The organism is Marivirga arenosa, assembly GCF_030503875.2.
Lineage (GTDB): Bacteria > Bacteroidota > Bacteroidia > Cytophagales > Cyclobacteriaceae > Marivirga > Marivirga arenosa.
Window position 1 is genome coordinate 3640746 of record NZ_CP129968.2, and the last position, 25159, is coordinate 3665904.

General features: G+C 32.7%; 19 protein-coding genes. 2 read left to right on the forward strand and 17 right to left on the reverse strand.

Translation table 11 applies throughout. The features are described from left to right. The first annotated feature begins 112 nt into the window (after positions 1-112). Positions 113-604, forward strand: a complete 492-nt coding sequence (locus QYS47_RS15620) for a hypothetical protein (protein ID WP_322347060.1) — start codon at positions 113-115, stop codon at positions 602-604. Positions 605-707: 103 nt separating this feature from the next. On the opposite strand, the gene trxA is transcribed toward QYS47_RS15620, so the two are convergent. The 17 genes from trxA to cmk all read right to left on the reverse strand — a co-directional run bounded on the left by trxA (position 708) and on the right by cmk (position 24360). Beyond that, a complete protein-coding gene (trxA, locus tag QYS47_RS15625; protein WP_308355812.1) occupies positions 708-1031 on the reverse strand; it encodes a thioredoxin in 324 nt (107 codons plus the stop codon). Positions 1032-1154: 123 nt separating this feature from the next. Continuing rightward, on the reverse strand, positions 1155-1682 hold the full coding sequence (locus tag QYS47_RS15630) for a DUF3347 domain-containing protein (protein WP_322347061.1): 528 nt from the start codon (positions 1680-1682) through the stop codon (positions 1155-1157). A 169-nt stretch (positions 1683-1851) separates the two neighbouring features. Then, positions 1852-3075: a permease gene (locus QYS47_RS15635; RefSeq protein WP_322347062.1), complete on the reverse strand. Its 1224-nt coding sequence runs from the start codon at positions 3073-3075 to the stop codon at positions 1852-1854. Between the two features lie 58 nt (positions 3076-3133). After that, positions 3134-4840 carry an efflux RND transporter periplasmic adaptor subunit gene (locus QYS47_RS15640; RefSeq protein ID WP_322347063.1) on the reverse strand — a complete coding sequence of 569 codons (1707 nt, stop codon included), beginning with the start codon at positions 4838-4840 and terminating at the stop codon, positions 3134-3136. Positions 4841-4873: 33 nt separating this feature from the next. Then, positions 4874-6037 carry a TolC family protein gene (locus tag QYS47_RS15645; protein ID WP_322347064.1) on the reverse strand — a complete coding sequence of 388 codons (1164 nt, stop codon included), beginning with the start codon at positions 6035-6037 and terminating at the stop codon, positions 4874-4876. 120 nt (positions 6038-6157) lie between these two features. Continuing rightward, positions 6158-10093, reverse strand: a complete 3936-nt coding sequence (locus QYS47_RS15650; RefSeq protein WP_322347065.1) for an efflux RND transporter permease subunit — start codon at positions 10091-10093, stop codon at positions 6158-6160. 79 nt (positions 10094-10172) lie between these two features. Then, positions 10173-10604 (reverse strand): HYC_CC_PP family protein, encoded by a 432-nt coding sequence (locus QYS47_RS15655; protein ID WP_322347066.1) that lies wholly within the window; start codon positions 10602-10604, stop codon positions 10173-10175. A 256-nt stretch (positions 10605-10860) separates the two neighbouring features. Further along, positions 10861-13680, reverse strand: coding sequence for a PD-(D/E)XK nuclease family protein (locus QYS47_RS15660; RefSeq protein ID WP_322347067.1), 2820 nt, complete (start codon positions 13678-13680; stop codon positions 10861-10863). A gap of 44 nt (positions 13681-13724) precedes the next feature. Continuing rightward, positions 13725-16973, reverse strand: coding sequence for a UvrD-helicase domain-containing protein (locus tag QYS47_RS15665; RefSeq protein WP_322347068.1), 3249 nt, complete (start codon positions 16971-16973; stop codon positions 13725-13727). A gap of 345 nt (positions 16974-17318) precedes the next feature. Next, entirely contained in the window at positions 17319-17885 is a 567-nt protein-coding gene (locus tag QYS47_RS15670; RefSeq protein ID WP_302123028.1) for a DUF502 domain-containing protein, read from the reverse strand. Between the two features lie 76 nt (positions 17886-17961). Next, the gene (gene nqrE / locus QYS47_RS15675; RefSeq protein WP_302102013.1) at positions 17962-18573 is read right to left on the reverse strand and encodes an NADH:ubiquinone reductase (Na(+)-transporting) subunit E; all 612 of its coding nucleotides are present in this window, start codon (positions 18571-18573) and stop codon (positions 17962-17964) included. A gap of 19 nt (positions 18574-18592) precedes the next feature. Beyond that, entirely contained in the window at positions 18593-19279 is a 687-nt protein-coding gene (locus QYS47_RS15680; protein ID WP_308355802.1) for an NADH:ubiquinone reductase (Na(+)-transporting) subunit D, read from the reverse strand. Positions 19280-19296: 17 nt separating this feature from the next. Further along, on the reverse strand, positions 19297-20043 hold the full coding sequence (gene nqrC, locus QYS47_RS15685) for an NADH:ubiquinone reductase (Na(+)-transporting) subunit C (protein ID WP_308355801.1): 747 nt from the start codon (positions 20041-20043) through the stop codon (positions 19297-19299). Continuing rightward, on the reverse strand, positions 20030-21223 hold the full coding sequence (locus tag QYS47_RS15690) for an NADH:ubiquinone reductase (Na(+)-transporting) subunit B (RefSeq protein WP_308355800.1): 1194 nt from the start codon (positions 21221-21223) through the stop codon (positions 20030-20032). Before QYS47_RS15690 ends, nqrC begins: the two co-directional genes overlap by 14 nt. A gap of 53 nt (positions 21224-21276) precedes the next feature. Beyond that, positions 21277-22641, reverse strand: a complete 1365-nt coding sequence (locus tag QYS47_RS15695; protein WP_322348407.1) for a Na(+)-translocating NADH-quinone reductase subunit A — start codon at positions 22639-22641, stop codon at positions 21277-21279. A 119-nt stretch (positions 22642-22760) separates the two neighbouring features. After that, positions 22761-23681, reverse strand: coding sequence for a 4-hydroxy-3-methylbut-2-enyl diphosphate reductase (locus QYS47_RS15700; RefSeq protein ID WP_322347069.1), 921 nt, complete (start codon positions 23679-23681; stop codon positions 22761-22763). Further along, positions 23671-24360: a (d)CMP kinase gene (gene cmk, locus QYS47_RS15705; protein ID WP_308355797.1), complete on the reverse strand. Its 690-nt coding sequence runs from the start codon at positions 24358-24360 to the stop codon at positions 23671-23673. Before cmk ends, QYS47_RS15700 begins: the two co-directional genes overlap by 11 nt. Before the next feature lie 314 nt (positions 24361-24674). Between cmk and QYS47_RS15710 the strand changes: the two genes are divergently transcribed. Next, entirely contained in the window at positions 24675-25157 is a 483-nt protein-coding gene (locus tag QYS47_RS15710) for a DUF4199 domain-containing protein (RefSeq protein WP_302102015.1), read from the forward strand. Positions 25158-25159 lie beyond the last annotated feature (2 nt).

Sequence of the window (25159 nt, forward strand, 5' to 3'; positions counted from 1 at the left end):
ATTAATAAGCTTTATCAATTAATGCTCATTAATTACAAAAATGCTCAGAAAATCAATAATTTTAGTAAACTTTCCTTTTCATTAGTTAGTTAAAAAATAAAAAATTGAGATTATGGCAAGACCGAATATAAAATTGATCAACGCGATTAGGACTGCAGCCAAAAGAATTAATGATGGTTCGCATTATCAATGGGGACATATGGGTGGATGTAATTGTGGACATTTAGCTCAGGAGTTAACCCCATATTCTAAAAGAGAAATTCATGAATATGCAATGCGTAAATCAGGTGATTGGACTGATCAAGTTCAAGATTACTGTGGCACCAGTGCTATGCCTATGGATGAAATCATTTCAAGCATGATGGAATCTGGCTTGGAAAGAAAGGATATGATCGATTTAGAAAGATTGAAAAATCAGGAAGTAAGAAGATATATGGGAGACAGAGGGGTGAAGCTTTATCATAACAATAAACAAGATGTAGTTGATTACATGATAGCTTGGGCTGATTTGCTAGAAGAGCAGCTTATATCTGATATTCAATTACCTGAAAATATTGAAAAAGAAGAGCAAATCTCCATTGAAGAACTAAGCCTTGTGGAATAACATTTTAATTATCCGAAGCTTGATGGTTTCAGGCTTTTTATACTCCTACATAATAAAAAAGGGATGTTAAAACATCCCTTCATTTATATTATATAGTAATATATTATGCTATTTGAGCATCAATTTTGTCAGCCAATACTTGTTTAGGCACTGCACCGATTTGTTTGTCAACTACTTCACCGCCTTTAAATACTAATAATGTTGGTATACTTCTGATACCAAACTTAGCAGATACATTTGGGTTTTCATCTACATTCACTTTACCGATGACAGCCTTACCATCATAATCTCCGGCTAATTCTTCAACTAACGGACCGATCATTTTACATGGTCCACACCACTCAGCCCAAAAGTCAACCAATACTGGTTGATCAGATTTCAATATTTCTTCAAAATTGCTGTCAGTTATTTCTACAGTACTTGCCATTTTCTTTTTATGTTTAATTCTGATTTTCGAAACGTAAAGATAGAAAAAATTGTTGCTACATGTATTTCAATTTCAGTAACAAATGTCACATGAACGACTTTTATTGTTATATAACAAGAAAAATTATAGCTTCTCTTCTACTTTACCACATTTTAACATTTTATCCCCAAAATATGGGTTTCTAATTTCTTCCTTATCACTTAACCAAAAAGCCCCCTTATTGTTAAATGCCATTGGGCAGTATTGCTTATAAACCGTCTCCTTTTTGCTATCTGCATTTTCTTTCACTAAAGAGTAAACTTCCTTACTTAAGTCTTCAAATCCTTTTCTTATTTCTTCAACATCTTCTTTTTCATGCATGCTTTCAGAAATAGATTTAATTTGTTCCATTTCAGAACTTACAGATTCTAATAATTTAGCTAATGAAGATTTCGCTTCTTTCGCATCAGTTTTTACTAAAGCATCTTTAACACTGAAGTATGAAGACAATATACCCTTCAATTGCTCAGAACTCACTTCAGTTCCAGCTTTTAAAACCACTTCCTTCTTTGGCTCTTTTTCTTGGGAAGCTTGTTCTTCAGACTTTTTCTCTTGATTACAAGCGGATATCGCTAAGGTTAAAGCAAAAATTGATAAAAATACTTTTTTCATTTTCTTAAGATTTATAATGGTTACAAAATTAATTAATAATGTTTACTAATTGAGTCTTTTATGACATCATTTGGTACTTACAAAAACTGTAAGTAACAAATAGAAAAACGATTCGAATTAGAAGGTTTTTGAAAACATCTCCGCCCACTTATTTCATAAATTTGAGATATTAATTGATATAAAAGAGATTCAAAATTATCCCAATGGATAGCCATCCATAGGCTATAAAAGCAATATATTTTAAGGTTTTTTCAAATGCTGGACTTTTAGGAGCCATTTCTTTGTGATACATGATATCTTTTCCCTTTGCAAAACCGAAATATATCAATACAGCTGAAATCAATACAAAGCCGACATTCATGTAAAACGTATAATTGAACTTAAAAAATTCTTGTTCGGATATGGATACTGAATTGAATTCAGGCAGCATATCAAACCACTGAAAACCGTAATGTAAACCTAAAGAGGCTACAATTAAGGAAGTAAATAATAGGAACAAAATGAATAAACTCATTTTCCATCCATAGTATTTGGCGTTAATTCTTAAAACTGGAAATACGACCAAATCACTGAAAATAAACGCCATGACTCCAGCAAAACTTACCCCTTTACCAAAAAGTAAAGCTGCTAAAGGAATATTACCCATAGATCCAATAAAAGTAAGGAATGCAGCAAAGGGGCCAACCAATACATGTTCTAATAAGGTAAAAAAACTAAATGATGCCGTTTCGGTATTGGTATTGATAAATAATGTTTCAAAAAACCTATCTGGTACAAAAGCCGCTACAATTCCAGCTATTGTAAAGCCTATAGTAACATCTTTCCAAACCATTTTCCACTCCATGAAATACTGCTTCCCTACTTTTGACCATTCTTTTTGAGATTTCACTTTTTCACTAAAGGATTTATCATCACTATGATCATGTTCTTCAGAGCCTAAGTTTTCCTTTGCTTTTTTAATTAGCTTTTTTGGCTTAATAATTTTAATTAAAAGCCAACTTACTAAAATGAGAATAATACCTCCTACATATTCACCTACTACAAATTGCCATCCTAGAAAAATTGAAATTACAATACCCAATTCAATGACGAGGTTGGTGGAGGATAATAAAAAGGCAATAGAAGAAACAAAGCTTGCTCCTTTTTGAAATAGGGATTTAGCAGAAGCTAAGGCCGAAAAACTACAAGAGCTGCTAATAAATCCAAAGAAAGTTCCTAAGAATACAGACCTAGCTCCTTCACCGCCCATTGTTTTCTGCATTTTATCTTCTGTAATAAACACTTGAATAAAACTGCTGATGGCGTATCCTAAAATAAAAGCCCATAGAGCCATCCAAAAAAAACCTATAGTTGTTGAGGCGGCATTAGCCCAATTCATCAAAAAATCATTCATAATAATTAGTTTAAAATTTAACTAGCTATTGATGTTCTAAAAAAAATAAAATCATTACTTATAATACTTCCGTCACTTCACCACAACTGAGCATACTCGAGCCAAAATAAGGGTTCATTACAGGTTTCTCTCTACTTAACCAATCCGCTCCTTTATTATTGTCTGCCATTGGGCAGTGTTGTAGATAAAGTGTTTCATTATGCGGTTTGAACGTCTTTGTTAACTGAATCATCCAATCTGATAAAGCAATGAAGTTTTTTCTCAGCCCTTCTATATCTTCTTGATGCTGAATATGCTCTAGGATTTTCTGCATTTTTTTATGGTAACCCATCCATAATTCATGAGAATCATCCCTAAAAACTTCCATATCTACATTTTGAAAAGCTAACTTTAGTTCTTTTGATTTAGAAATTGAAGTAGAAAAATCATCTTGTATTAATGCATCTTTTAATTCAAAATAAGAATCGAAAAGTGGCTTAAATTCAAGTTTAGCTTCTTGAGAAAGCTCTACTGATTCCATTTTTTTAGCACTCATCATGCTAGGCTTTCCTGCTAACTGTGCAGCAGCATCAATACTAAAAGTGCCTGCTACTGCTATTACTTCTCCTTCATTCAAGCCTGATGTAACTACAAAGCTATCGTTTAGCGCCAGCCCTAAATCTACTTCTCGCATAGTGAAACTGATGCCGGATTGCGTTTCTTCTTTTACATAAACAACAGATCTTTTACCTGTCCACATAACGGATGATTTTGGAACTATGATTGCTGAACTATCAAACTGTTTAAATTGAATATTTGCAGTTACCAACATTTCAGGCTTCAATAGTCCTTCCCCATTCTGAATATTAGCTCTTACTTTTACGATTCTACTTATAGGATCCACTTTAGGAGATATGAAATCGATTTTAGAAGTAAACTCTTTTGATGGAAATGATTGAACATGAAATTTTACTTCACTCCCCAATTTCACAAATTGAATATCTTGCTCATAAACATCTAAATAAACCCATAATTTAGATAGATTATCTAGCTCAAATAAAGGCTCTCCCTTATTTAGGTACTTCCCTTCGGTGATATTTAGCTTTGATATATAGCCCGAAAAATCGGAAATGATATTAAATGTTTCTTTTACTTTGCCAGCCTCAATAATGCTTTGAATTTGCTGATTTGATAATTTCCAATTCTGTAATTTCTGTTGTGCAGCTTCATAATAGGAAGGATTATTTTCTCGCTGCTTATATGCCAGCAATAATTCTTCTTGCGCGGTAAGCAATTCAGGAGAGTATAGTTTCCCTATTATTTGTCCTTTTCTAACAAACTCACCTTCATAATTAACATAGAGTTCCTCTACCCTGCCTGGAAAATGTGCTGATTGAGTATATTCTTGATTTTCATTTTCTTGTAGTTTACCTGCAACCAAAATTTCCTTTTCAATCATGGCTTTTTCAACTGTAGCAGTTTCTACACTTGCTAATTTCATTGCAGTTGAAGACATACTCACTGCATTTGCACTTAATCCGTCTTGATTATCCGATTCTGAAAGTGGTATTAAATCCATTCCACAAATCGGACAATCTCCTGGTTCATTTTGTCTTACTGATGGATGCATGGAACAAGTCCATATCTGATTTTCTGCTTCCATATTTTGTGAATTGCCTTCTTGCTCATGTTGAGGATCAGAGGAACCATTTAGAAAAAATCCTATTAGCGTGCCCACTACAACACTAGCTAAAATGATAATGATATTGATTTTATTTAATTTCATGATCTTCATGATTTAATTCTATTTAAATATTTATTAAAGCTGTCTTTTAGAGGTTAAGTAATTATACTTTTCAATTAAAGTCGCTTGTTTTGCTTTTGCTATAGTTTCTAGCTTTTGGTATTTCAATAATTGTTGTCTACTTCTTAATAACTCTTCAAATTCTACCCCAGAAGCCGTATAAGTCTTTTCCAATATTGACAGCCTATTATTTACCTTTTCAATTTGTCGCCCGAACAACGATATGTACTCTAACTGTTTATTAATTTCATAAAGTGTAGAAGCATTCTCTGTACTTAAATCATTTAATAAATTTTCCTTTTTTAATTGGTATTGCTCTTGGATCAATTCTGCTTCCTTGATTTGAGCTTTATATTTTTTCCTGAAAATGGGTAAGCTAACACTTACCATTGGCATCAAAACATCCTTACCATTATCACTGGAGGTGACATCGTTTCTTTCACCTACAATCACATAATCGAGCCCCACTCCAATTTTTGGAAGTGATTGCTTTCTAATAGATTCAATCCTTTCTTTTGAGGACTCTTTTTTATAATCAATAGCCTGAACTAAAGGATGGTTTTGAAAAGCTGTATCCAAAGATATTTTAGACTCAAAGCCTGCTATGATAGGAATTGAATTAAGCTCGGGTTCCGTTTCCGAATTCAAAATATTCTGAAAAGCAGTCAATAATGATGGATACTTATCTTCAAGAAGTAATAGTTCGGTTTCAGCCTCATCAATCATGATATCCACACGAAGAACATCCACCATGCTCGCTTTTGAATTACTCAGCTTTCGTTCTGCTAAAGCTTTATATTCGTGAAGAATATCAATATTCTCCTTTTCAAGTTTTTGTAGTTTATGGTTTTCAAGAATATCATAATAAGATTGAGCTACTTTCCAATACAGCTTATTTCTACTATCTAAAAAATTCTGAAAGTATGATTCTGCTTCTAAAGCTGCTGCATTTTCATTTGCCTTTAATGTCCCAAACCAAGGAAACATCTGACTCAGACTAAACTTTGCCAACTGCGGCCCCACTCTGGTTTCTACAGGTGAAATAAAATATCCTATTGAAAAATTTGGGTCTGCTAATGCTGAAACTTGAGGCAACTTTTGAAGTGCCGCTTCATACGCTTTATAATCTGACAGTATAGCTGGATTATTTTTAACCGCAATTTCAAAGTACTCTTGCACTTTCAATTGAGTTTCCTGAGAATTAGAGCTATAGGAAAACAAAAGCATTGAAATAATGCACAGGAAAAATTTGCAATATTTATTTTTTATTGATGTGTCCATTTTCATCTATTTAATAATCTAATTATTAGATTTATTTGTCATCATTTCTTTTTTAAGCTTACTCTCTTCTTTAATTGCATAAAGCACAGGAATTAAAAAATAGGTAATAGATGCAATTAACATTCCCCCAAATGCTGGAATAGCCATAGGCACCATTATATCAGAGCCTTTTCCGGTTGAAGTTAAGATTGGAAGTAAGGCAATAATGGTTGTAGTAGATGTCATTACCGCTGGCTTTATTCTTTTTTGTCCTGCTGCAATCACAGCTAGCTTCACATCCTTTAAAGTATTAGATTTTCTTTTAGCAAAACTCTGATCAAGATAGGTAGCCATTACTACACCATCATCTGTAGCAATACCAAACAAGGCTATAAATCCAACCCAAACTGCCACACTCAAATTGATAGTTTGAATCTGAAATAAGGATCTAAAATTAATACCGAAGCCGTCTATATTTAAAAACCAACTTTGATCATATAACCATAACATGATGAACCCTCCACTGAATGCCAAAGCAATTCCTGTGAATACCATCATACTCGTTAAAACAGATTTAAACTGAAAATAAAGTATTAGGAAGATAACCAAAAGTACTATTGGTACAATGAAACTTAATCTCTTCTCTGCTCTAATTTGATTTTCATAACTTCCTGAAAATTTATAATTAACTCCTGTAGGCACTTCAATCTCACCAGCATCCATCTTTTGCTGAATTAATTTTTTTGAATCTTCTACTGCCGTAACCTCTGCAAACCCATCCTTTTTATCAAATAATACATACCCTACCAGGAATGTGTTTTCACTTTTAATAGCTTGAGGACCTCTCTCATATTTTATATCTACAATTTGCCCTAAAGGAATTTGATAATCAGTGGGTGTACTAATTAACATTTTTGATAAATTCTCAGGATTATCTCGCAGCTCTCGTGGATAGCGAACTCTAACAGGAAAACGTTCTCTACCTTCCACTGTATTGCTAATCACCATTCCACCAATTGCAGTCTCAATAAACTGTTGAACATCTTCAACAGTCAAACCATACCTGGCAATTTCCTGCCGATCAATATCCAGTAGCATATAAGGTTTCCCAACTATACGATCCGCAAATACCGCTTCAGATTTTACAGAGTTTACCTCTTTCAACACATCCTCTAATTCGAGGGAGAATTTTTCTATTGAACGCAAATCAGGTCCAAATACTTTAATCCCCATAGGTGCTCTCATTCCGGTTTGAAGCATCACTAATCGAGTTTCTATAGGCTGTAGTTTTGGAGCTGAAGTTACACCTGGGATTTTAGTAGCTTTAGTAATCTCATTCCATATATCATCTGGAGTTTTAATATGATCCCTCCAATTTCTAAAATAAAGACCGTCTTTATCTGAGATTAGGAACTGTTTGAAATTACCATTTACTATCTGTTCAATTTCAGTTTGAATTCTTTCATCTAACTCCTGACCTTCCACATTAATGAATTTCCTGCTTTTTGTAGAAAAATAGATTTCCTCAGGAATATCATTTACTGATTTTAAACGCTCAGAATTTATGTAGAAATTGCCATCAGAATTAATTTTAAACCTCTGCCTTTCTCCTTTTTTATTTAGAATAAATTCTGGTTTATAATTTATGATATTTTCGAACATTGAAACCGGTGCAGGATCTAAAGCGGATTCTGCCCTACCTAATTTCCCTACCGTTAAGTCAACTTCAGGGATATTGGTTAGGATCATATCAAGCTGTCCTAAAACTTTACGGTTGTAGGCAACACCAGAGTGAGGCATAGAAGTAGGCATAAGCAAAAAGCTTCCTTCATTTAATGATGGCATAAACTCTTCTCCTATACCTGGAAATGTATTCGATAAAGTAATCCAAGGTTCTGATTCATCAATATCAAAACCTACTTTTTCAAAGACCGAAGAAACAAATCCGAAAACCGTATTAAAACCCAACCAAATTACAATTCCAATCAGAATCAAAAATGAAGGAATCGTTAAAAAGGTCTTTTTGTATTCTAAACATAGGTGTAAAATAGACTTATAATAAGCTTCTATCAAAATGAAAGCCGATAGAATTATTCCTACAATAATCCCAACAAAAATAAAATTTGAAAACAATGACTTGGCAGGTCCAAGAGGCAGCCAATATTCAGCTAACAACCAAAGCACTGCAAACAATATGATAATTATATCAGCCTTATTGATTATCCATTTTAGAATCTTATTTAAACTTATATCTCTTTTGACTACTGCAGATTTTACAATCCCCATGATTCCAAAAAGAAATAGTACAACACCTGACCAAGTATGACCAAAAATGATCAAAATTAAGCCTGCAAATAGTAAAACTGGATCTATTAAACGGATAAACCACTTATTTTTCAATTTCAAACCAAAAAATAAATGAGCCAGAGCAGGTAATATTAATAAGCTGACCAAAAGAGCTGCAACCAATGCAAAAGTCTTAGTAAATGCCAGTGGGCTAAATAATTTCCCTTCAGCAGCCTGTAAAGAAAAAACAGGGATGAAACTGACTATGGTAGTAGAAACCGCAGTCAAAATTGCACCTGATACTTCTGAAGCTCCTCTATAAATGACATCAATTAGTTTATCTCCAGCTTTTGACTCATCTAGGTGTTTTATAATATTCTCAGTCAGAATAATTCCCAAATCCACCATGGTTCCAATAGCGATGGCTATACCTGAAAGGGCTACTATATTTGCTGTAATTCCCACATAGCGCATGACTATGAATACAATTAGAATGGCAATTGGCAACAAAGAAGAAATTAATAGAGAAGCCCTTATTCTGTAAACCATTATGGTAATTACCAATATTGAAATCAGTACTTGCAGGCTAAGAGCATCCTCAAGCGTATTAAGTGTTTCATAGATTAAATCAGATCTATCATAGAAAGGCACAATGGTAAGCTTACTTTCTGTTCCATCCGTTAAAGTTTTAGAGGGTAAGCCTGGTGCAATTTCTTTTATTTTTGTCTTAACATTGTTGATCACTTGCAGTGGATTTGCTCCATACCTTGCCACTACTACACCACCTACCACTTCAGCACCATCTTTATCCAAAATTCCTCTTCTTGTAGCGGGCCCTAAGCTTACACTTGCAATATCTTTAATACGAATCGGTGTATTATTCTCAACTGCTACTACAGCCGATTCTATATCTTCTTTATTCTTTATATATCCTAAACCACGAACTAAGTATTCCGCCTGGTTAATCTCTATAGTTTTAGCGCCAACATCTCTATTAGAATTTTTAACAGCTGAAAGAACTTTATTTAAGGATATATTATAGATTTTTAAAGCATTCGGATTTACATCAATTTGATATTCTTTTACAAAACCTCCAATTGATGCTACTTCAGATACATCTTCAGCTGCATTTAAACCATATTTCACATAATAATCTTGAACAGATCGGATTTCATCCAAATTCCAGCCTCCTGTAGGATTTCTATTCTGATCCCGACCTTCAATGGTGTACCAATAAACTTGTCCTAAAGAGGTTGCATCTGGCCCCAGGCTAGGCTGTACTCCTTCAGGCAATAGACCTTGAGGTATAGAATTCAGTTTTTCCAGTATTCTAGATCTGGTCCAGTAAAATTCATTTTCTTCATCAAAAATGATATAGATACTAGAAAAGCCAAAAATTGAAGAGCTTCTAATAGTTTTTACACCTGGAATACCTAATAAATAAGTGGTTAAAGGATAAGAAATTTGATCTTCAATATCCTGAGGAGAACGTCCCTTCCATTCTGTAAAAACTATTTGCTGATCTTCACCATAATTAGGAATAGCATCAACAGGAACTGGATTTGAAGGCAGGAAATTAATATTCCAACCAAAAGGAGCTACCGCTATTCCCCAGGCCACAAAACCTATCAATAAAATAAAGGTGACTAACTTATTATATAAGAAAAATTTAATAATTCGATTTAACATAAAATTACCATTGATTTAAACATAGATGTTTCATCAAAGGAGCATTTGCTCTCTTTGCTTGTTTAAAGCAATGGTAGTATTAAATCAAAAAGCTTTGGTAAAGTACTTCTAAAGAGGCTTTATAAAGTGGGGGATCGTCAAAATCTACAACGCTAAATCTCGCCTGATTATCTAGTGGACTAGAAAATAAATAATTAACCAAAACATAGATAACTGAAACAAAAGAAGATCCAGATTTCAGAATGGAATTACTTTCCTTCTCTTGCTGTATATCATCAACAGATATTTTTTGTGTTTCAGTTTTACAGCAGCCTTCATTATCAGATTGGTGCTTATGACAAGGCGGCATTTGTTCATCATCCTGATGGTGTGTGCAGTGCTGGTCACTTTTCGCCAAAGCCACATCTTGTAGGTTATCACCACAGTAGTGCTTATACATCACCGCACCCAAGCTTGTACTCAATACAAGAAAGGATAAAAATAGTGCTAGTATAGTTTTCTGCTTTGGCATGAGTTTCAATTACGAATGTAAATGTAAAAGGTTTTAAATGAACATAAAAATGTTACATTATCCAGATGATTTTAATAGAGCAATAATATTCATCTAGGTTAAGAAAAAATAAACTTTTTAAAACTTCTTATATAAAGCCCTGAATTTGAAAACTATTTATTCTCATTCAGGTTTATAGAAAAGTTATTTCAGATAACAATTTAGTTTTCATGTTCAATTAGGTTTGGCGACACGTTTAGTTCACGTGTCGCTTTTTTTATCTATTGCAAATAGTTCTATAAGGACAATACGTACAATTCTCTATTTTATTAGTTTGATCGAATTCTTGATCACTGATAAATATTTCCTCCAAGATTTTTTTTAATCCCTCCTCAAATTCATCCATCAGTAATACTGCATTATTCAGCTCTTTAGAATTCATTTTTAGTTTCTCAGAAAAATCATTTTGAAATAAACCTTTCCCATTATATAAACCTGGCATCACGCTCTTTTCGCCATCATAATCCGATGATTTAATGTATAGAAATGAATAAATTAAAGTTTGCATAGCAGCACCATTTCTATCTTTATGATCCCGGTCAAATAAGCTTTCAACATCCGGAAACCTAACCTCATCTCCTCCAGATTTATAATCGATAACTCGAATTGTATTTTCCTTTTCATCCAATCGATCAATAGAACCTTTCATTCTGATGTTGCAACCATTATCCAATGGTACTTTGTACTCAAATTCACCTTCAACGGCTTTTACAGTAAAAGGAGCAATTTTGATATCATAATCAAGAATTTGCGCTATCATTCTTTTCACCACATCTCTAATAATGATATTTCTTCCTTCAAACTTATACTCTTCTACATCTTTTCCATTTCCGTATAGATCAGCAAATTCTTTACGAACTATTTTATCTATATCCTTTTTTAATAAAATGATTTTATTCTGGTCCAGCGGTTCTCCTAAAACCTTCCCATAAAGCTCCTCCATGGTATGATGTAAAATATTACCAAAGTCAGCTGCATCCAAATCCTCACTTACTTCTTCCCTTTCTTTTAAGCCTGCTATGTATTTAAAATAAAACTGAAGCCTACAGTTTAAATAAGTTTTAAGTGCTGAGGCCGATAAATATCTTTCATCAGAATATTGATCAAGAATTGAACGAATCTCTTCATTTTTCCCAATACTGATGGGGTATGATTCTGCTGCCTGAGGATCTTGATTTAAATTTTGAAGTTTTATCTTTTCAGACTGAAGTCCTAATTCATATTGTAATTGTAAAAGATAACGACTAGGTTCTCCTCCTTTTCCACCAGTATTATCACTATTAAACATTAAATTAATTTCCTTAGATCGCTGAAGAAGTCTATAAAATAAATACGCATAAATAGCATCTCTTTGCTCTAAAGTGGGAAGGCCGTACGCTTTACGAATATTATAGGGGATGAAAGATTGATTACTAGCACCACCAGGAAAACTGTCTTCACTAATGCTTAGAAAATAAATGTGATCAAAATCCAGATTCCTAGATTCAAGTACTCCCATAATCTGAATCCCCTCAAGCGGTTCTCCTGAAAAGGGCACTCTTATAGATTGAATAATTCTATTAAATAACCGTATAAAAGCATTGATATCGAGTGATAGATCAAAATCGCTAATTATTTGTTCTAACTGACTTATTTGTTTGTATATCTCAGCAGTGAATTCTTGTTCAGTAGTTTCTATTTCCTCAGAATGAACAAATTGTAATATATTCCTTAAGTAAAGGAAATAATTTTCTGATCCATCTTTAAATAAAATCTTTATCAGCTCATTGTGTTCTTGAGTTTCTAGGAATAAATCCTCTAATTTCAATCGAATTAAATTATTGCTTTCTATATGTTGAATAAGTGATTTCGCCTCTTCCTCTAATAAATTCCCTACAAATGGATGCTTCAATACTTTTAACACATCTCTATGATTAAAGGAAATTTTGTCTTCATCAGTCCTACTATTTTTCTGTAAATGAAGGCAAGTATTCATTAATTGATAAATAGAAGCAAAACGCAGTGGATAGCCCATTGTAACATTCACCTTTTTGATATTTTCAGGTAATGCATACAAAACAGGGAATAGTAGGGTTTCATCTCCTAAAATTATTGCAGTTTTTTCAGGAAATTCTAAATTTTGCTTCAACAATAATTGCCCTAAAAATTTTGTCTGTGCAATATTTCCTTTTACCTCCGTAATATTTATTTGAGGTGTATTATCTAAGATTTTATTAGGCAAATCAGAAGGCATTGTCTTCCCTAAAATACTATGATTTGCGTATTCCCTGAAAAAATTTCCTGCTTCCTGATTTATATTTTCTTTTGAAGCATAATAAGCATCCAAATCCCAAAAAACCTCTGCTCCATTTTTAACTGCTTCAGAAATAATGACTTCTTCTGTTTTGGTTAAGGCGTTAAATCCAGCAAAAATTAATTTATCAGATATCCTTTCTTTACCTGAAAGTAATTTTTCTGCATAAATCCTATATAATAATCCGTTATACGCCTTTTTATGTTGTAATAATTTATTTCTAAAATCTTCATAAACTGGGTATAAGATATTCCAATTACGTGTAAATTTCTCTTGGGCTTCTTTGGGTTTTGCTTCAAAACTTCTCCAAAATTTCTCTATCAATAGAAGTTGTTCTTTTGTTAAGAAATCTGTGTCTGATAATTTTTTCCATTCAAATAAATTAGCAAATAATGGTTTAGCATCAGCCATATAATGATCTACATCATTAAAATCTTTCACTAACATATCCCCCCAGAAATAGAACTGCTCAAAATCCTCCTTAAAAGGAGCATGTTTTTGAAAAACTTCATGTAAAGTAAACACTAAACTGAGCTGATCAGGAACAGCATATTCACTTTGCCGTTTCACAAAATCCTCTATTGAAATAGATTCGGGTGCCCAAATGGGTTTATTTATCAATTTCCTAAGAGCTGTATTAAAAAATAAACTAGCTCTTCTATTCGGAAAAATTATAGTGTAGTCGGAAATGTCTTCTCCGTATTTATGATGAATATTTTGAGCTATTTCTTCTAAGAATGTCATTTTGATATCAATTAAATTTGATATTTGTAAGGTTATTTATTTTACTAAACTTCTAAAATTTCAAGAGGATCCAGATAAGCCAAATGAGCCGTTACTTTTTGATAGCCCATTTTTTTCAATGTCTTCTTATAAAAGTTTAATTGCTTTTTGTCTGCTTCAGATTTTTTACCTGTTTTGAAATCTAAAATTCTGGCTTCATTTTCTTTTATTAAAACACGATCCAATCGGATTAATGATCCATCTGGAAGTAAAACCGGAACTTCGGTTTTAACCTGCCAATCCGTTTCAAACCATTCCAGTAAGTCACTTCCTTTTTCCAAGTTTGAACTAACAATTTCTTGTATATCATTAAAGTCACTTTCTGACAATGATTTCTCTGCCTTATACTTATCAAGCAGTACAGGTAACTCTTGAATATCATTTAACTTTGATAAAATATCATGTACATAAATTCCAAAATCTGTTCTAGATATTCCTGAATCATCCTCTATTAGTGCATTAGATTCTTTTATTTGAAGCTTATTATGCCAGTTATGACTTTCGTAATATGTCAAATTTATAGACTCATTAGTAGCATCATCTTTATTTCGATTAACCTCTTTTGCAATTGAAACTAATTCTTCATCACTACCTATTTGCAGTCTGAATTCTTCTATATTCCAATCAGAATGTTCAGAAGCAAACTCTTGAATAAGTTTTGATATATAACCTGTTTTACTTTTAGCATTTGAATTGACAATCAAAGCATCTCCTGCTCTGGTCATGGCAACATATAACACATTCAAATTATCTAAATAGCTTTTTACTTCTTCCTGCCAATACGCATTTTCAAAAACTGAATTGATTAAAGAAGAACCATGTTTTACTGGCAAATATGAAATTTTATCAAAAGGGGTTCCATTTGTATTCACCCAAAGTGTTGGAGCCATTAATCCGTTCGGACTCAGTTGCCAATCCAATAATGGAATCATACATACTGTAAATTCCAAGCCTTTTGATTTATGAATAGTCATTAATCTAGCAGCATTTTCATCAGATTGTAATTTTATAGCATAGGAACTATTATTCTGCTCCCACCATTCCATAAAATCAGGTATGCCGCCTTTATTTCCAAACTCTAATAAAACATCTTGAAAAGCTGACAAATAAGCCTTTTCTTGTTGAATCTTTTTCAATTCGAAAATTTGAATTAATTGCTCACTCATTTCTAGTAAACTCAAACTCATTAAATGCTTTTGAGAGGATAAAAAGTGTGAAGGAATCAAATCATCAGTTGAGTTCTTTTTAACCAATTGATGAGTTGCCTGATTTTCATTCAGAATGATTTGGTGGTAATAAAATTTAATCTGTGCTAAGGCTATATCATCTTCGGTGTAGAGATAATTAAAACAGTTTAAAAGAAAATTCACAATATGAGCACTTGAAAGTAGGAGTGTTTCATCTGAAATAATATTATAATGATAGCGCCTCAGTTTTTCAGGATTCTCTTTTTTGTACACTTCAATATAGTCTTGAATCTCAATCCCCTCAGATTTTTTTCTAACTAAAACTCCAACTTCTTTTAAATTAATGCCCGCATCCTGAAGCTTTTCTAAATCTGAAATGAATTTTGAAATCGCTTTAGCTTTCCAGCTAATTTTATCTCCATTTTCTAATACTTCCTCTTCAAAAAACTGTAGGTCCACATATCCATCGAATGGATACTTATCTTTCTTTTGTTGAACTACCTCATGATATGCAGCGGGTAAATCTTGAAGTAAATGTTCGACATCCTCTGAAAATTGATTTGTCTTCTTATTAGTTGCTTGGCTAATAATTAATTCTGGAAGACTAGTAAATAGATCATTATTAAAATCTATAACATTAGGCTTACTTCGAAAATTATGAGTTAATTCTTTCTCTTGATAAAATGCAGTTGGTATGTCATCTTTAAGGCCCTTTAGTAGAAGTCTCCAATCACCACCTCTCCATCTATAAATAGATTGTTTTACATCTCCTACCACTAAATTTTCATTACCTTCGGCTAATGAGTTCTCAATTAAGGGTTTAAAATTTTGCCATTGTAAAGTTGAAGTATCCTGAAATTCATCAATTAGAAAGTTATCATAAAAACTTCCCATTTTTTCATACACAAAAGGACTTTCTGTAGGATCAGTACCTATGATTTCATTTAAAAACTGAGTGGTGTCTGATAAAAATTGTATTCCTTCTTCTTGTTTATAATTCGCAAGTCTTTGATTAAAGTGTCGAGTTAATCCTATTAAATAAATATTCTTATGGATATTTACAGCTGTTCTATAATCGCTACCTTTTTTCTTAATAAACTCAATCGCTTCATTAAAATAATCTAACAATCCCTCTTTAGCAGTTTGAATAATTAGCTCTTTATGAGTAGAAGTTTTTGCTGCTAAAGTTTCACCTTCAGAATCTAAAGCTTTTTTAACAGTACTATTTACAAGGTTTGCTAAATCATAATTTTTAGTAGTCTTATTGATCTTATTAAAAAAGTTTGGTGCAGATCTTCTTTTACCACTAAAATCATCTAGGCTTAAGCCCTTCGTTTCTATTAGTTTTAAAGCCTTCTTACTAATTCCATCTAACGTATTTTCAAAACTGGCAATTATTTCCTGAATATACTTTTTAAATGCGTCAAGCTTTTTATAATCACTCAAGTCATAATTTAAAGCCTCTTCTATAACTTTAAAATCATCTTTTAATAGTTCTTCAGTAAATGATAGTATATCATTTCTCACATCCCATCTTCCTTTATCTTCTAACTTATTGATAGAAAAATCAATTACCCAGTTCTTTAAAGATACATTATTGGGATCACTAATATCTTCTAACAATAAATCCAAAACTGATTGACGAACTTCATCAGTATTCAATAACAGCTCACCATCACCCTGAATACTTAGTTCTCTGGCAAAGGAACGGGTTACATTTTGAAAAAAAGTATCAATTGTTTGAACTGAAAATCTACTATAATTATGTAGAATGGCGCTCAAAAGATCTTTTGATTTCTGCTTTACTTGGCTATCGTTAATATTCAGATATGCTTTTAGCTGTTGAGCCATAACTGAATCCGTAGAGCGTGTAAATTCAAATAAATTTTGAATAATACGCTCCTTCATTTCTTGAGTAGCCTTATTTGTGAAGGTTACAGCTAATATTTTTTTGAAATGATCAGGAAAACGGAGAGCGAGTTTTAAATATTCTTTTGTAAGTGTGAAGGTCTTCCCACTTCCTGCAGATGATTTATATACTTTAAACAATTTATCTTCCTCTTGCATAAAGGAAAATTAATTGAAGTAGAAAGAAATAAAAAGCAGTTAGTTTAATATATTAACAAGTATTACAGCAGAAGCTATAATACACTCAATACTAATTACTATTGCTGAGATAATATCTCCTGTGGAACTAGCATCGATAAACGATTTATATTTAACTTTTACATTCAAAACTTCTCCCCTATTATAAATATCTTGTTAAGATAACAAATATAATAACACACACAGAGAGAAAGAAACTTACAAATAGATTAATTGATAAAATATACGTTTTACTATATTTTTTAGATTTATTATTATATTTTTAGGTGTTTTAACTATATTAACAGGTGTTTTTTCAATCAAACATTACATCTCTTCCATACCGCTTACACCTCCAGAAACAATAAATTTCATTGCATCAGTACTATTAATATTCCATGGATGAACTAATTCATTTTTCACAATAATAATGTTACCAGAGAAATTATAAGAGTGAGGCATATAAATGGATGAAAACCCATCAAGGCTTAGCTTACTTAAATCATTTTGAGTAATAAAACCAGGTTTAAAAATTTTAGCATTCTCATCAAACTGAACCATAACTGGTTGATTGAATTTTTTCTTGTCGCCTACAAAAGCACCGATTAAATCTTTTATTGAATTATAGATTAAACTTAAAAAAGGGATTCGTTTAATAAATGTCTCAAATACCTCAAATACAGGCTTCATAAAATAAGTGGTACCTAAATAGCCAATTCCTATGATAGCAGTAAATAATATCAGTATTCCTAAACCTGGAATTTCAACAGGTAGCAAATCATCAAGCCAATTAAAAACTGCTTGAATAACTAATATTGTAAAGGCAATGGGCGCAACAAAAAGTAGTCCTCTGAAAAAATAACTTCCTATTTTACTTAAAATCTTCTGTTTCATAATGCAATAAAAAAGTTAAAACGAAAAAAGCCTTGATGATATTCACCAAGGCTTGATAATATTTTATTTGGATACCTTAAATTGAGATTCCCATGAATGACATGAAAGCAATTCCCATTAATCCAGTGATTAACATTGTAATTCCTAATCCTTTTAATCCATCAGGAACATTTGAATATTTTAATCTTTCTCTAATTGCAGCTAAAGCAATAATAGCCAAGAACCATCCAATACCTGATGAAAATCCATAAACTGCAGATTCAGATAAGCTGTAATCTCTTTGAGCCATAAATAAAGAAGACCCTAAGATTGCACAGTTTACAGCAATCAATGGCAAGAAAATACCCAATGAACCATATAATGATGGAGAAGTTTTTTCAATAACCATTTCCACTAACTGAACCATAGAAGCAATTACTGCAATATACATGATAAAGCTTAGGAAGCTTAAATCTACAGTTGCAAAATCCTTACTGATCCAAGCTAAAGCTCCTTCATTTAAGATATATTCACTTAGTAACCAGTTTGTAGGAACAGTAATTGTTAATACAAAAACTACTGCTAATCCTAATCCAAATGCAGTACTTACCTTTTTAGAAACCGCCAAAAATGAACACATTCCTAGAAAATAGGCAAATACCATATTTTCTATAAAAATTGATTTTATTCCTAAATTAATTAAATCCATTGTATAAAAATTTTAGCGATTAATGTTCTACGTAACCAGTCTTGTTTCTTTGTACCCAAATTATTAATCCGAGTATGAAGAAGGCACCCACAGGTGTTACCATAATACCATTGGCTTGATAATCAACTCCCATCCATCCCTCTTTAGAGAAACCAATTGCTTCGAATACCTCGAAACCAAATACAGCACCTGAGCCAAATAATTCTCTAAAAAAAGCGACCGCTAAGATTATCCAAGCATAGCCTAGACCACTGCCTAAACCATCCAAAACCGAATCATAAGGTTTATTACCTAAAGCGAAGGCTTCAAGACGACCCATAATGATACAGTTTGTGATAATCAAACCTACAAATACACTTAATTCTTTGTACATATCATAAGCAAAAGCTTTTAGCACCTCATTTACTAAGGTTACCAAAGTAGCTATCACTGCTAATTGCACTATGATTCTAACACGGTTAGGGATTGCCTTTCTAATTAAAGATATAGAAAGGTTAGAAAACACAATTACGAAAATAACCGCAATCGACATTACCATTGTTGGTTTCATTTGAGTGGTAACCGCTAATGCAGAACATATACCTAATACCTGAATGGTAATCGGGTTATCATCATTTAATGGATCAGAAACAATTTTTTTTCTTCTTTTGGAAAGAAGAGCCTCTGATTCTTGTTTTACTGGTTTATCTACAGTTTCTGTACTCATATCTTTGTCTCTTTAAATTATAAAGATGCTGTTGCTCCTTTTTTATTGAAATATGACTTATAATGACTGAAGTAATTCTCAAGCATGGCATTTAAACCATTCCCTGTAATAGTAGCTCCAGACATTCCATCAACATGGTGCGCATCAAGCTTACTTGGAGGATTGTTTTCCCCTTTTAACATTTTAACTGATACTAATTCACCTTGATCGTTATATAGCTCTTTACCTTCAAATCTTTTCTGAACCTCACTTTCAGTAATTCTTGCCCCTAAACCAGGAGTTTCGCCAGCATGTGCAAAAACAGCTCCTTTGATTGTTTTACCTTGAGTATCAAGTGCTACATATCCCCAGATGTTATCCCATAGACCATTACCATAAACAGGTAGGATATAAGATTCGATTTCTTCACCTCCATTTTTACCAAAAAATTTAAAAACAGGATAAAGTCTATCTTCTGGAGCTTTTTCAAACTCTTTTTCAACATTTACATCCTCTGCAACTATTTCATTGCCTTCACTATTTTCAGTAACAATGTTTCCTTGATAATCAACTACTTCAGATTGAATAACTTTCTCATAGGTAGCCAATACATCCATATCGGAATCTACATCCATTACTGCACCAAGAATTTGTTTCTTTGTATCCAACTCTACTGATTTTTGTTGGATTGGCCCTAATCCTACTGATGTAGCCGCTAACAATCCGCCTAATACTACAGTAAGAATGACGGAGAATATGATAATATAAGAATTAGACTGTTGCACGTTTTAACCTCCTCTTTTTATTTGATTCAACAACATAATGATCGATTAATGGAGCGAATACATTCATCAATAAAATGGCTAACATAATTCCCTCCGGATAAGCTGGATTTACTACTCTAATTATTACAGTAAGAACACCAATTAATAATCCATAAATCCATTTACCAGTTTCGGTATGAGAAGCAGACACTGGATCCGTAGCCATAAAAACTGCTCCAAATGCTAAACCTCCAATTACTAAATGGTAATGAGCTGGCATATCCATAAATGCGTTTACACCAATAGCATTAAATCCTAATCCCATTAACCAAGCACCTGCAAAAACACTCACTATGATTTTCCAGCTACCTACTCCTGTTATAATTAATATTAGAGCACCCACTAATGCTAGCAAAGTTGAAGTTTCTCCAATTGAACCTGGAATAGCTCCTAAGAACATATTTGAAAATGAATACATACCTTCTGCCCAATAATTTCCAAAAGCAGAAACAACAGATCCTGTACCATTCAATGCAGTATCGTATGCTACACCTAAAGCAGTTGCACCAGAATAACCATCAACAACTGCTGCATCACCTAAGTATGTCCAAACCTCACCTGAAATATCAGTTGGATAAGCGAAGTAGAGGAATGCTCTAGCAGTTAATGCTACGTTAAGTACATTCATCCCAGTACCACCGAATACCTCTTTAGCAATAACAACTGCAAAAACAGTAGCTAAAGCAACTTGCCATAATGGAATACTTGGCGGCATAATTAAAGCAATAAGCATACCCGTTACAAGGTAGCCTTCATTTACAGGGTGATTTCTTATCACACATATAGTAAATTCTGTACCTAAACCTACTGCGTAGGATACGATTACAATTGGAAGAGCTTGCATAGCTCCTATTCCAATTTTTTGTAAAAAAGTAGCTGTTTCACCTATAGCTAAAAAATGCTGATGACCAATATTCCAAATTCCGAATAGTAAACAAGGAATCATAGCGATCACAACAGTGATCATGGTTCTCTTTAAATCATTTGCATCTCTAACCTGAACACCTTTTTTACCCGTTACTAATTTAGGCCTAAAAAGGATTGTACGGTGACCTTCGTACAATGTGTAGTACTTCTCGTATTTCCCCCCTTTCTCAAAAAGAGGTTCAATTTTATCGAAGAATTTTTGTATTGGATTCATATTGTATAGTATGATTATTTTTATTGATGTTAACCATAAAGATTAACTATCTATTATCCATTTATCATTAAGTTGATTCCTTTTCTTAAAAGGATCTGTAATTCATGTTTTGAAACATCAATGAATTCACATAGCGCAACATCTTCTTCCACAAGCTCGAATATACCTAAGGCTTCCATTTCATCAAAATCTTCAGCCATTATAGCTTTGAATAAATAATTAGGAAGAATATCCATTGGTAAAACTTTCTCGAATTCACCTGTCATCACAAATGCTCTTTCTTCTCCGTTAGTATTGGTATTCAATACATATTCTTTCTTTTTATTTAAGAAAGATAAAAGACCAATAGCTCTATGGAAGCTTAATTTTGAAGTAGTTGGTTTAATCCATCCTAATAATTCTTCAAAATCACCTTCCGGCACGACTGTGATTTGCTCGTCATAAAAGCCAAGATAACCATCAGCATCAATTCGCTCACCTGTAAGTACGTTTCCTGAAACATATCTTACGTGATCACTTTTAATATTGTCTTTAATGATGTTTTTGATAGATGCTCCTGCATAAGTATCATAATACTGAGGTTCTTTAACTTCAGACCCTGTTAATGCTACTTTTCTAGAGGCATCGTATTTTCCATTTAAGAATAATTTACCTATTTGAATTACTCCAAGAGGCTTAATCGTCCATGCTACTTCTCCTTTATTAATAGGATCGATGTGATGGATTTGAACGCCAACATTTCCTGAAGGATGTTTTCCTGAGAATCTGTTAATTTGAACACCTTCTGCTTGGCTGAACATTTTCAACATTTCTCTATCTTCCGAAATATTGACATGAACCTTTCCATCAGTAAATTTCTTAATTATTTCTAAACCTGCCGCAAAAGCTTCCTCTTCTTCTTTAAAAGTGAAGTTATAGTCAGGAGCTAAAGGATGGGTATCAAAAGCTGAAATGAAAATTGCTTTTGGTTTATCTTCAGGATTAGCTACAATACCATAAGGTCTTTGAACCAAATTAGGCCAAACACCACTTTTTAGCATCAATTCTTTTGCCTTTTCAACATCTAAAGAATTAATATCTGATTTTGAATGAGATCCGAAATCTTCAAATTCAACCTCTTTATCCGCTAAAATCCTAATTTCTAGTAATTTACGCTTTTCACCTCTTCTAATTTCTGCAACTTCACCGCTCACTGGAGAGCAATACATTACATTTTCAGCCATTTTATCATAGATAAGAGGTGTTCCAGCTTTAACTGAATCTCCTTCCTCTACTAATAACTTAGGCCTAGTGATAGCTGGGAAATCCGTTGGTTTTATAGCAAACGTTTCCGGTTTAGGTGCTTTTGATATACTTTTTTCAGCTTTTCCAGCTAAATTAATATCAAATCCTTTTTTAAGTTTAATGGTATGAGACATGTCTTTATTTAACAATGAACCCTTATTTGAAATTGAGGCAAAATTAAGAATTATTTTGCTAAAAAAAATCTTTTATTATAATAATGCTACACGAAATCCAATCTACACAAAACTTTTACTTAACAGCTAAGAAGGCTTTCCTGTTTAATATTTTCTACAAATTTTTTCACTTCCTTCATTAGCCACATTGGAGTTGAAGTTGCACCGCATATTCCAACAGTTTTTTTACCCTCAAACCAAGCAGTATTTATTTCTTTTTCATTCTCTATAAAAAAGCTATTCTCGTTCTGATTTTTACAAACTTGATAGAGCGCTTTGCCATTTGAACTTTTCTTACCACTTACAAAAAGGATAACATCGTGTTCATTGGCAAAAACTTTCAATTTTGGCTCGCGATTGGATACTTGTCTACAAATACTATCATTTGCATTTAAAGTAGCCATCTCCCCTTCTCTTAAGTCTGCTTGAGAGTTTTCTAATCTCTTTTCTATTTTCTCTTTTATATCGTAAAAGCCTTTGGTACTTTTTGTAGTTTGACTAAATAATGTAACAGGTCTTGTATAATCAATTTTATCAAGATCATCATCATCCATAATTATGATCGCATTACCATTTGTCTGACCATTTAGACCTGTAACCTCGGCATGACCTTTCTTACCATAAATCACTACTTGACCCTTATCAGCACACATTTTATCATGCGCATTTTTAACTCTATTCTGTAGTTTAAGTACAACTGGACAGCTTGCATCAATCAACTCAATATTATTATCCAATGCCAGCTTATAAGTTTCAGGAGGCTCACCATGTGCACGAATTAATACTTTACAGTCTTTAAGTTCTTTCAACTCTTCGTGAGAAATCACTCGTAGCCCTTTGTTATAGAGCCTTTTGACCTCCATATCATTATGGACAATATCACCAAGACAGTATAATTTCTCTGTATCCTGCATCGCATCTTCTGCCATTCTTATAGCATATTCAACGCCAAAACAGTAGCCAGAATCTTGATCTATCGTAACTTGTAATTTATCCATCATTTTCAATCATTTTCTCAGTAGCCAATTGTAATACAAATTCCACTTGCTCTGGAAAAGTAAGCTCACTTGTATCTAAGATGTAAGCATCTTCAGGTATAATTAATGGATTCTCTTTTCTTTCAGAATCCATTTTATCTCTTGCCAATAAATTTTCCTCAATTTCTGGTAAAGGGACAAGCTGATCTTTTTCTAACAATTCTTTTTGTCTTCGTTCAGCTCTAACAGTTAAGTCTGCCTTCATAAAAACTTTTAGTTCAGCATTAGGAAAAACATTAGAGCCTATATCTCTTCCATCCATCACAACCCCTTTTTTCTTTCCTAACTTACGCTGTTGATTTACCATATCTTTTCTCACCTCAGGAATAGCACTTATTTTACTTACCTGATTCGAGATGTACATTTTTCGAATTTCCTCTTCAACATTTAAGCCATTCAAATAAGTTTCGCTAAAAGCCATTCTTTCATTAAAATTAAATGAAATGTCTATATTTTCTAATGCTTTTGAAACTTCTTTAGGATTATCACTTGTGATATAATGCTCATGAAAATATAAGGTAACTGCCCTATACATGGCTCCTGAATCGATATAATTATATCCTAATTGATTGGCTACTTCTTTTGCTGTACTGCTCTTTCCACAAGCAGAAAATCCATCTATTGCAATAACTATTTTCCTCATTTTAGCAATCTTTTACAGGGCATGGTAAAGGCTTCTTTTTTGGCATTGATTTTCTAGCTCCATTATTTATACATGAAGAAGCTATAAAAGCTGTCAGCATGAATATGACATATATTGTTTTCCTTTTTGAATTTAGCATGATTTGACTACCCTGCATAATGTTTGCAAATATAAAGCATAGTAAAGGAAAACCATTGGTTTTTAATTGAAATACTAATCTTCTATTACATCTATACAAAAAAATACAAATATGAGAGATTCGTAACAATAGTAAATATTGACTGTTGATATGATGAACCAATATATGTTTACCTATGAAAAAAGATTCAATTGAATACAATGGTATTGTTGGAGGAATTGGTGTTTTACTAGGACTAATTGCTCTGTTTATAATAATGAAGCTTACTGGTCTTGAACATAATTTAGAATTAAGAGCACTCAATATCTTTATTATGGGGGCAGGTGTATTATACTCTATAAAATCGATTAAAAAGCATAATTCTGAATTCAATTATTTTAAAGGAATAGGAACAGGAATGCTTACAGCAGCGATTTCATCCATAGCTTTTGCCACATTTATTTTCATTTACTTAATGGGGAATCCTGATTTTTTAATGGAAATTAAAAATGTAGAACCATTTGGGAATTATCTGAATGCATTTACCATTTCATTCATCATAATATTAGAAGGGGCTGGATCAGGTTTTTTCTTAAGTTTTGGAGTTATGCAATGGTATAAAAAAAGGCATTCTGATGATTTCTTAAAAAGCCAGCAAGAAAATAGAAAAACTAATTAAGT

What these genes read in the sequence shown, in the direction of transcription:
- QYS47_RS15620 (WP_322347060.1), top strand. Translation starts at nt 113, where the DNA reads ATGGCAAGACCGAATATAAAATTGATCAACGCGATTAGGACTGCAGCC.
- trxA (WP_308355812.1), bottom strand. Translation starts at nt 1,031, where the DNA reads ATGGCAAGTACTGTAGAAATAACTGACAGCAATTTTGAAGAAATATTG.
- QYS47_RS15630 (WP_322347061.1), bottom strand. Translation starts at nt 1,682, where the DNA reads ATGAAAAAAGTATTTTTATCAATTTTTGCTTTAACCTTAGCGATATCC.
- QYS47_RS15635 (WP_322347062.1), bottom strand. Translation starts at nt 3,075, where the DNA reads ATGAATGATTTTTTGATGAATTGGGCTAATGCCGCCTCAACAACTATA.
- QYS47_RS15640 (WP_322347063.1), bottom strand. Translation starts at nt 4,840, where the DNA reads ATGAAATTAAATAAAATCAATATCATTATCATTTTAGCTAGTGTTGTA.
- QYS47_RS15650 (WP_322347065.1), bottom strand. Translation starts at nt 10,093, where the DNA reads ATGTTAAATCGAATTATTAAATTTTTCTTATATAATAAGTTAGTCACC.
- QYS47_RS15655 (WP_322347066.1), bottom strand. Translation starts at nt 10,604, where the DNA reads ATGCCAAAGCAGAAAACTATACTAGCACTATTTTTATCCTTTCTTGTA.
- QYS47_RS15660 (WP_322347067.1), bottom strand. Translation starts at nt 13,680, where the DNA reads ATGACATTCTTAGAAGAAATAGCTCAAAATATTCATCATAAATACGGA.
- QYS47_RS15665 (WP_322347068.1), bottom strand. Translation starts at nt 16,973, where the DNA reads ATGCAAGAGGAAGATAAATTGTTTAAAGTATATAAATCATCTGCAGGA.
- QYS47_RS15670 (WP_302123028.1), bottom strand. Translation starts at nt 17,885, where the DNA reads ATGAAACAGAAGATTTTAAGTAAAATAGGAAGTTATTTTTTCAGAGGA.
- nqrE (WP_302102013.1), bottom strand. Translation starts at nt 18,573, where the DNA reads ATGGATTTAATTAATTTAGGAATAAAATCAATTTTTATAGAAAATATG.
- QYS47_RS15680 (WP_308355802.1), bottom strand. Translation starts at nt 19,279, where the DNA reads ATGAGTACAGAAACTGTAGATAAACCAGTAAAACAAGAATCAGAGGCT.
- QYS47_RS15690 (WP_308355800.1), bottom strand. Translation starts at nt 21,223, where the DNA reads ATGAATCCAATACAAAAATTCTTCGATAAAATTGAACCTCTTTTTGAG.
- QYS47_RS15695 (WP_322348407.1), bottom strand. Translation starts at nt 22,641, where the DNA reads ATGTCTCATACCATTAAACTTAAAAAAGGATTTGATATTAATTTAGCT.
- QYS47_RS15700 (WP_322347069.1), bottom strand. Translation starts at nt 23,681, where the DNA reads ATGATGGATAAATTACAAGTTACGATAGATCAAGATTCTGGCTACTGT.
- cmk (WP_308355797.1), bottom strand. Translation starts at nt 24,360, where the DNA reads ATGAGGAAAATAGTTATTGCAATAGATGGATTTTCTGCTTGTGGAAAG.
- QYS47_RS15710 (WP_302102015.1), top strand. Translation starts at nt 24,675, where the DNA reads ATGAAAAAAGATTCAATTGAATACAATGGTATTGTTGGAGGAATTGGT.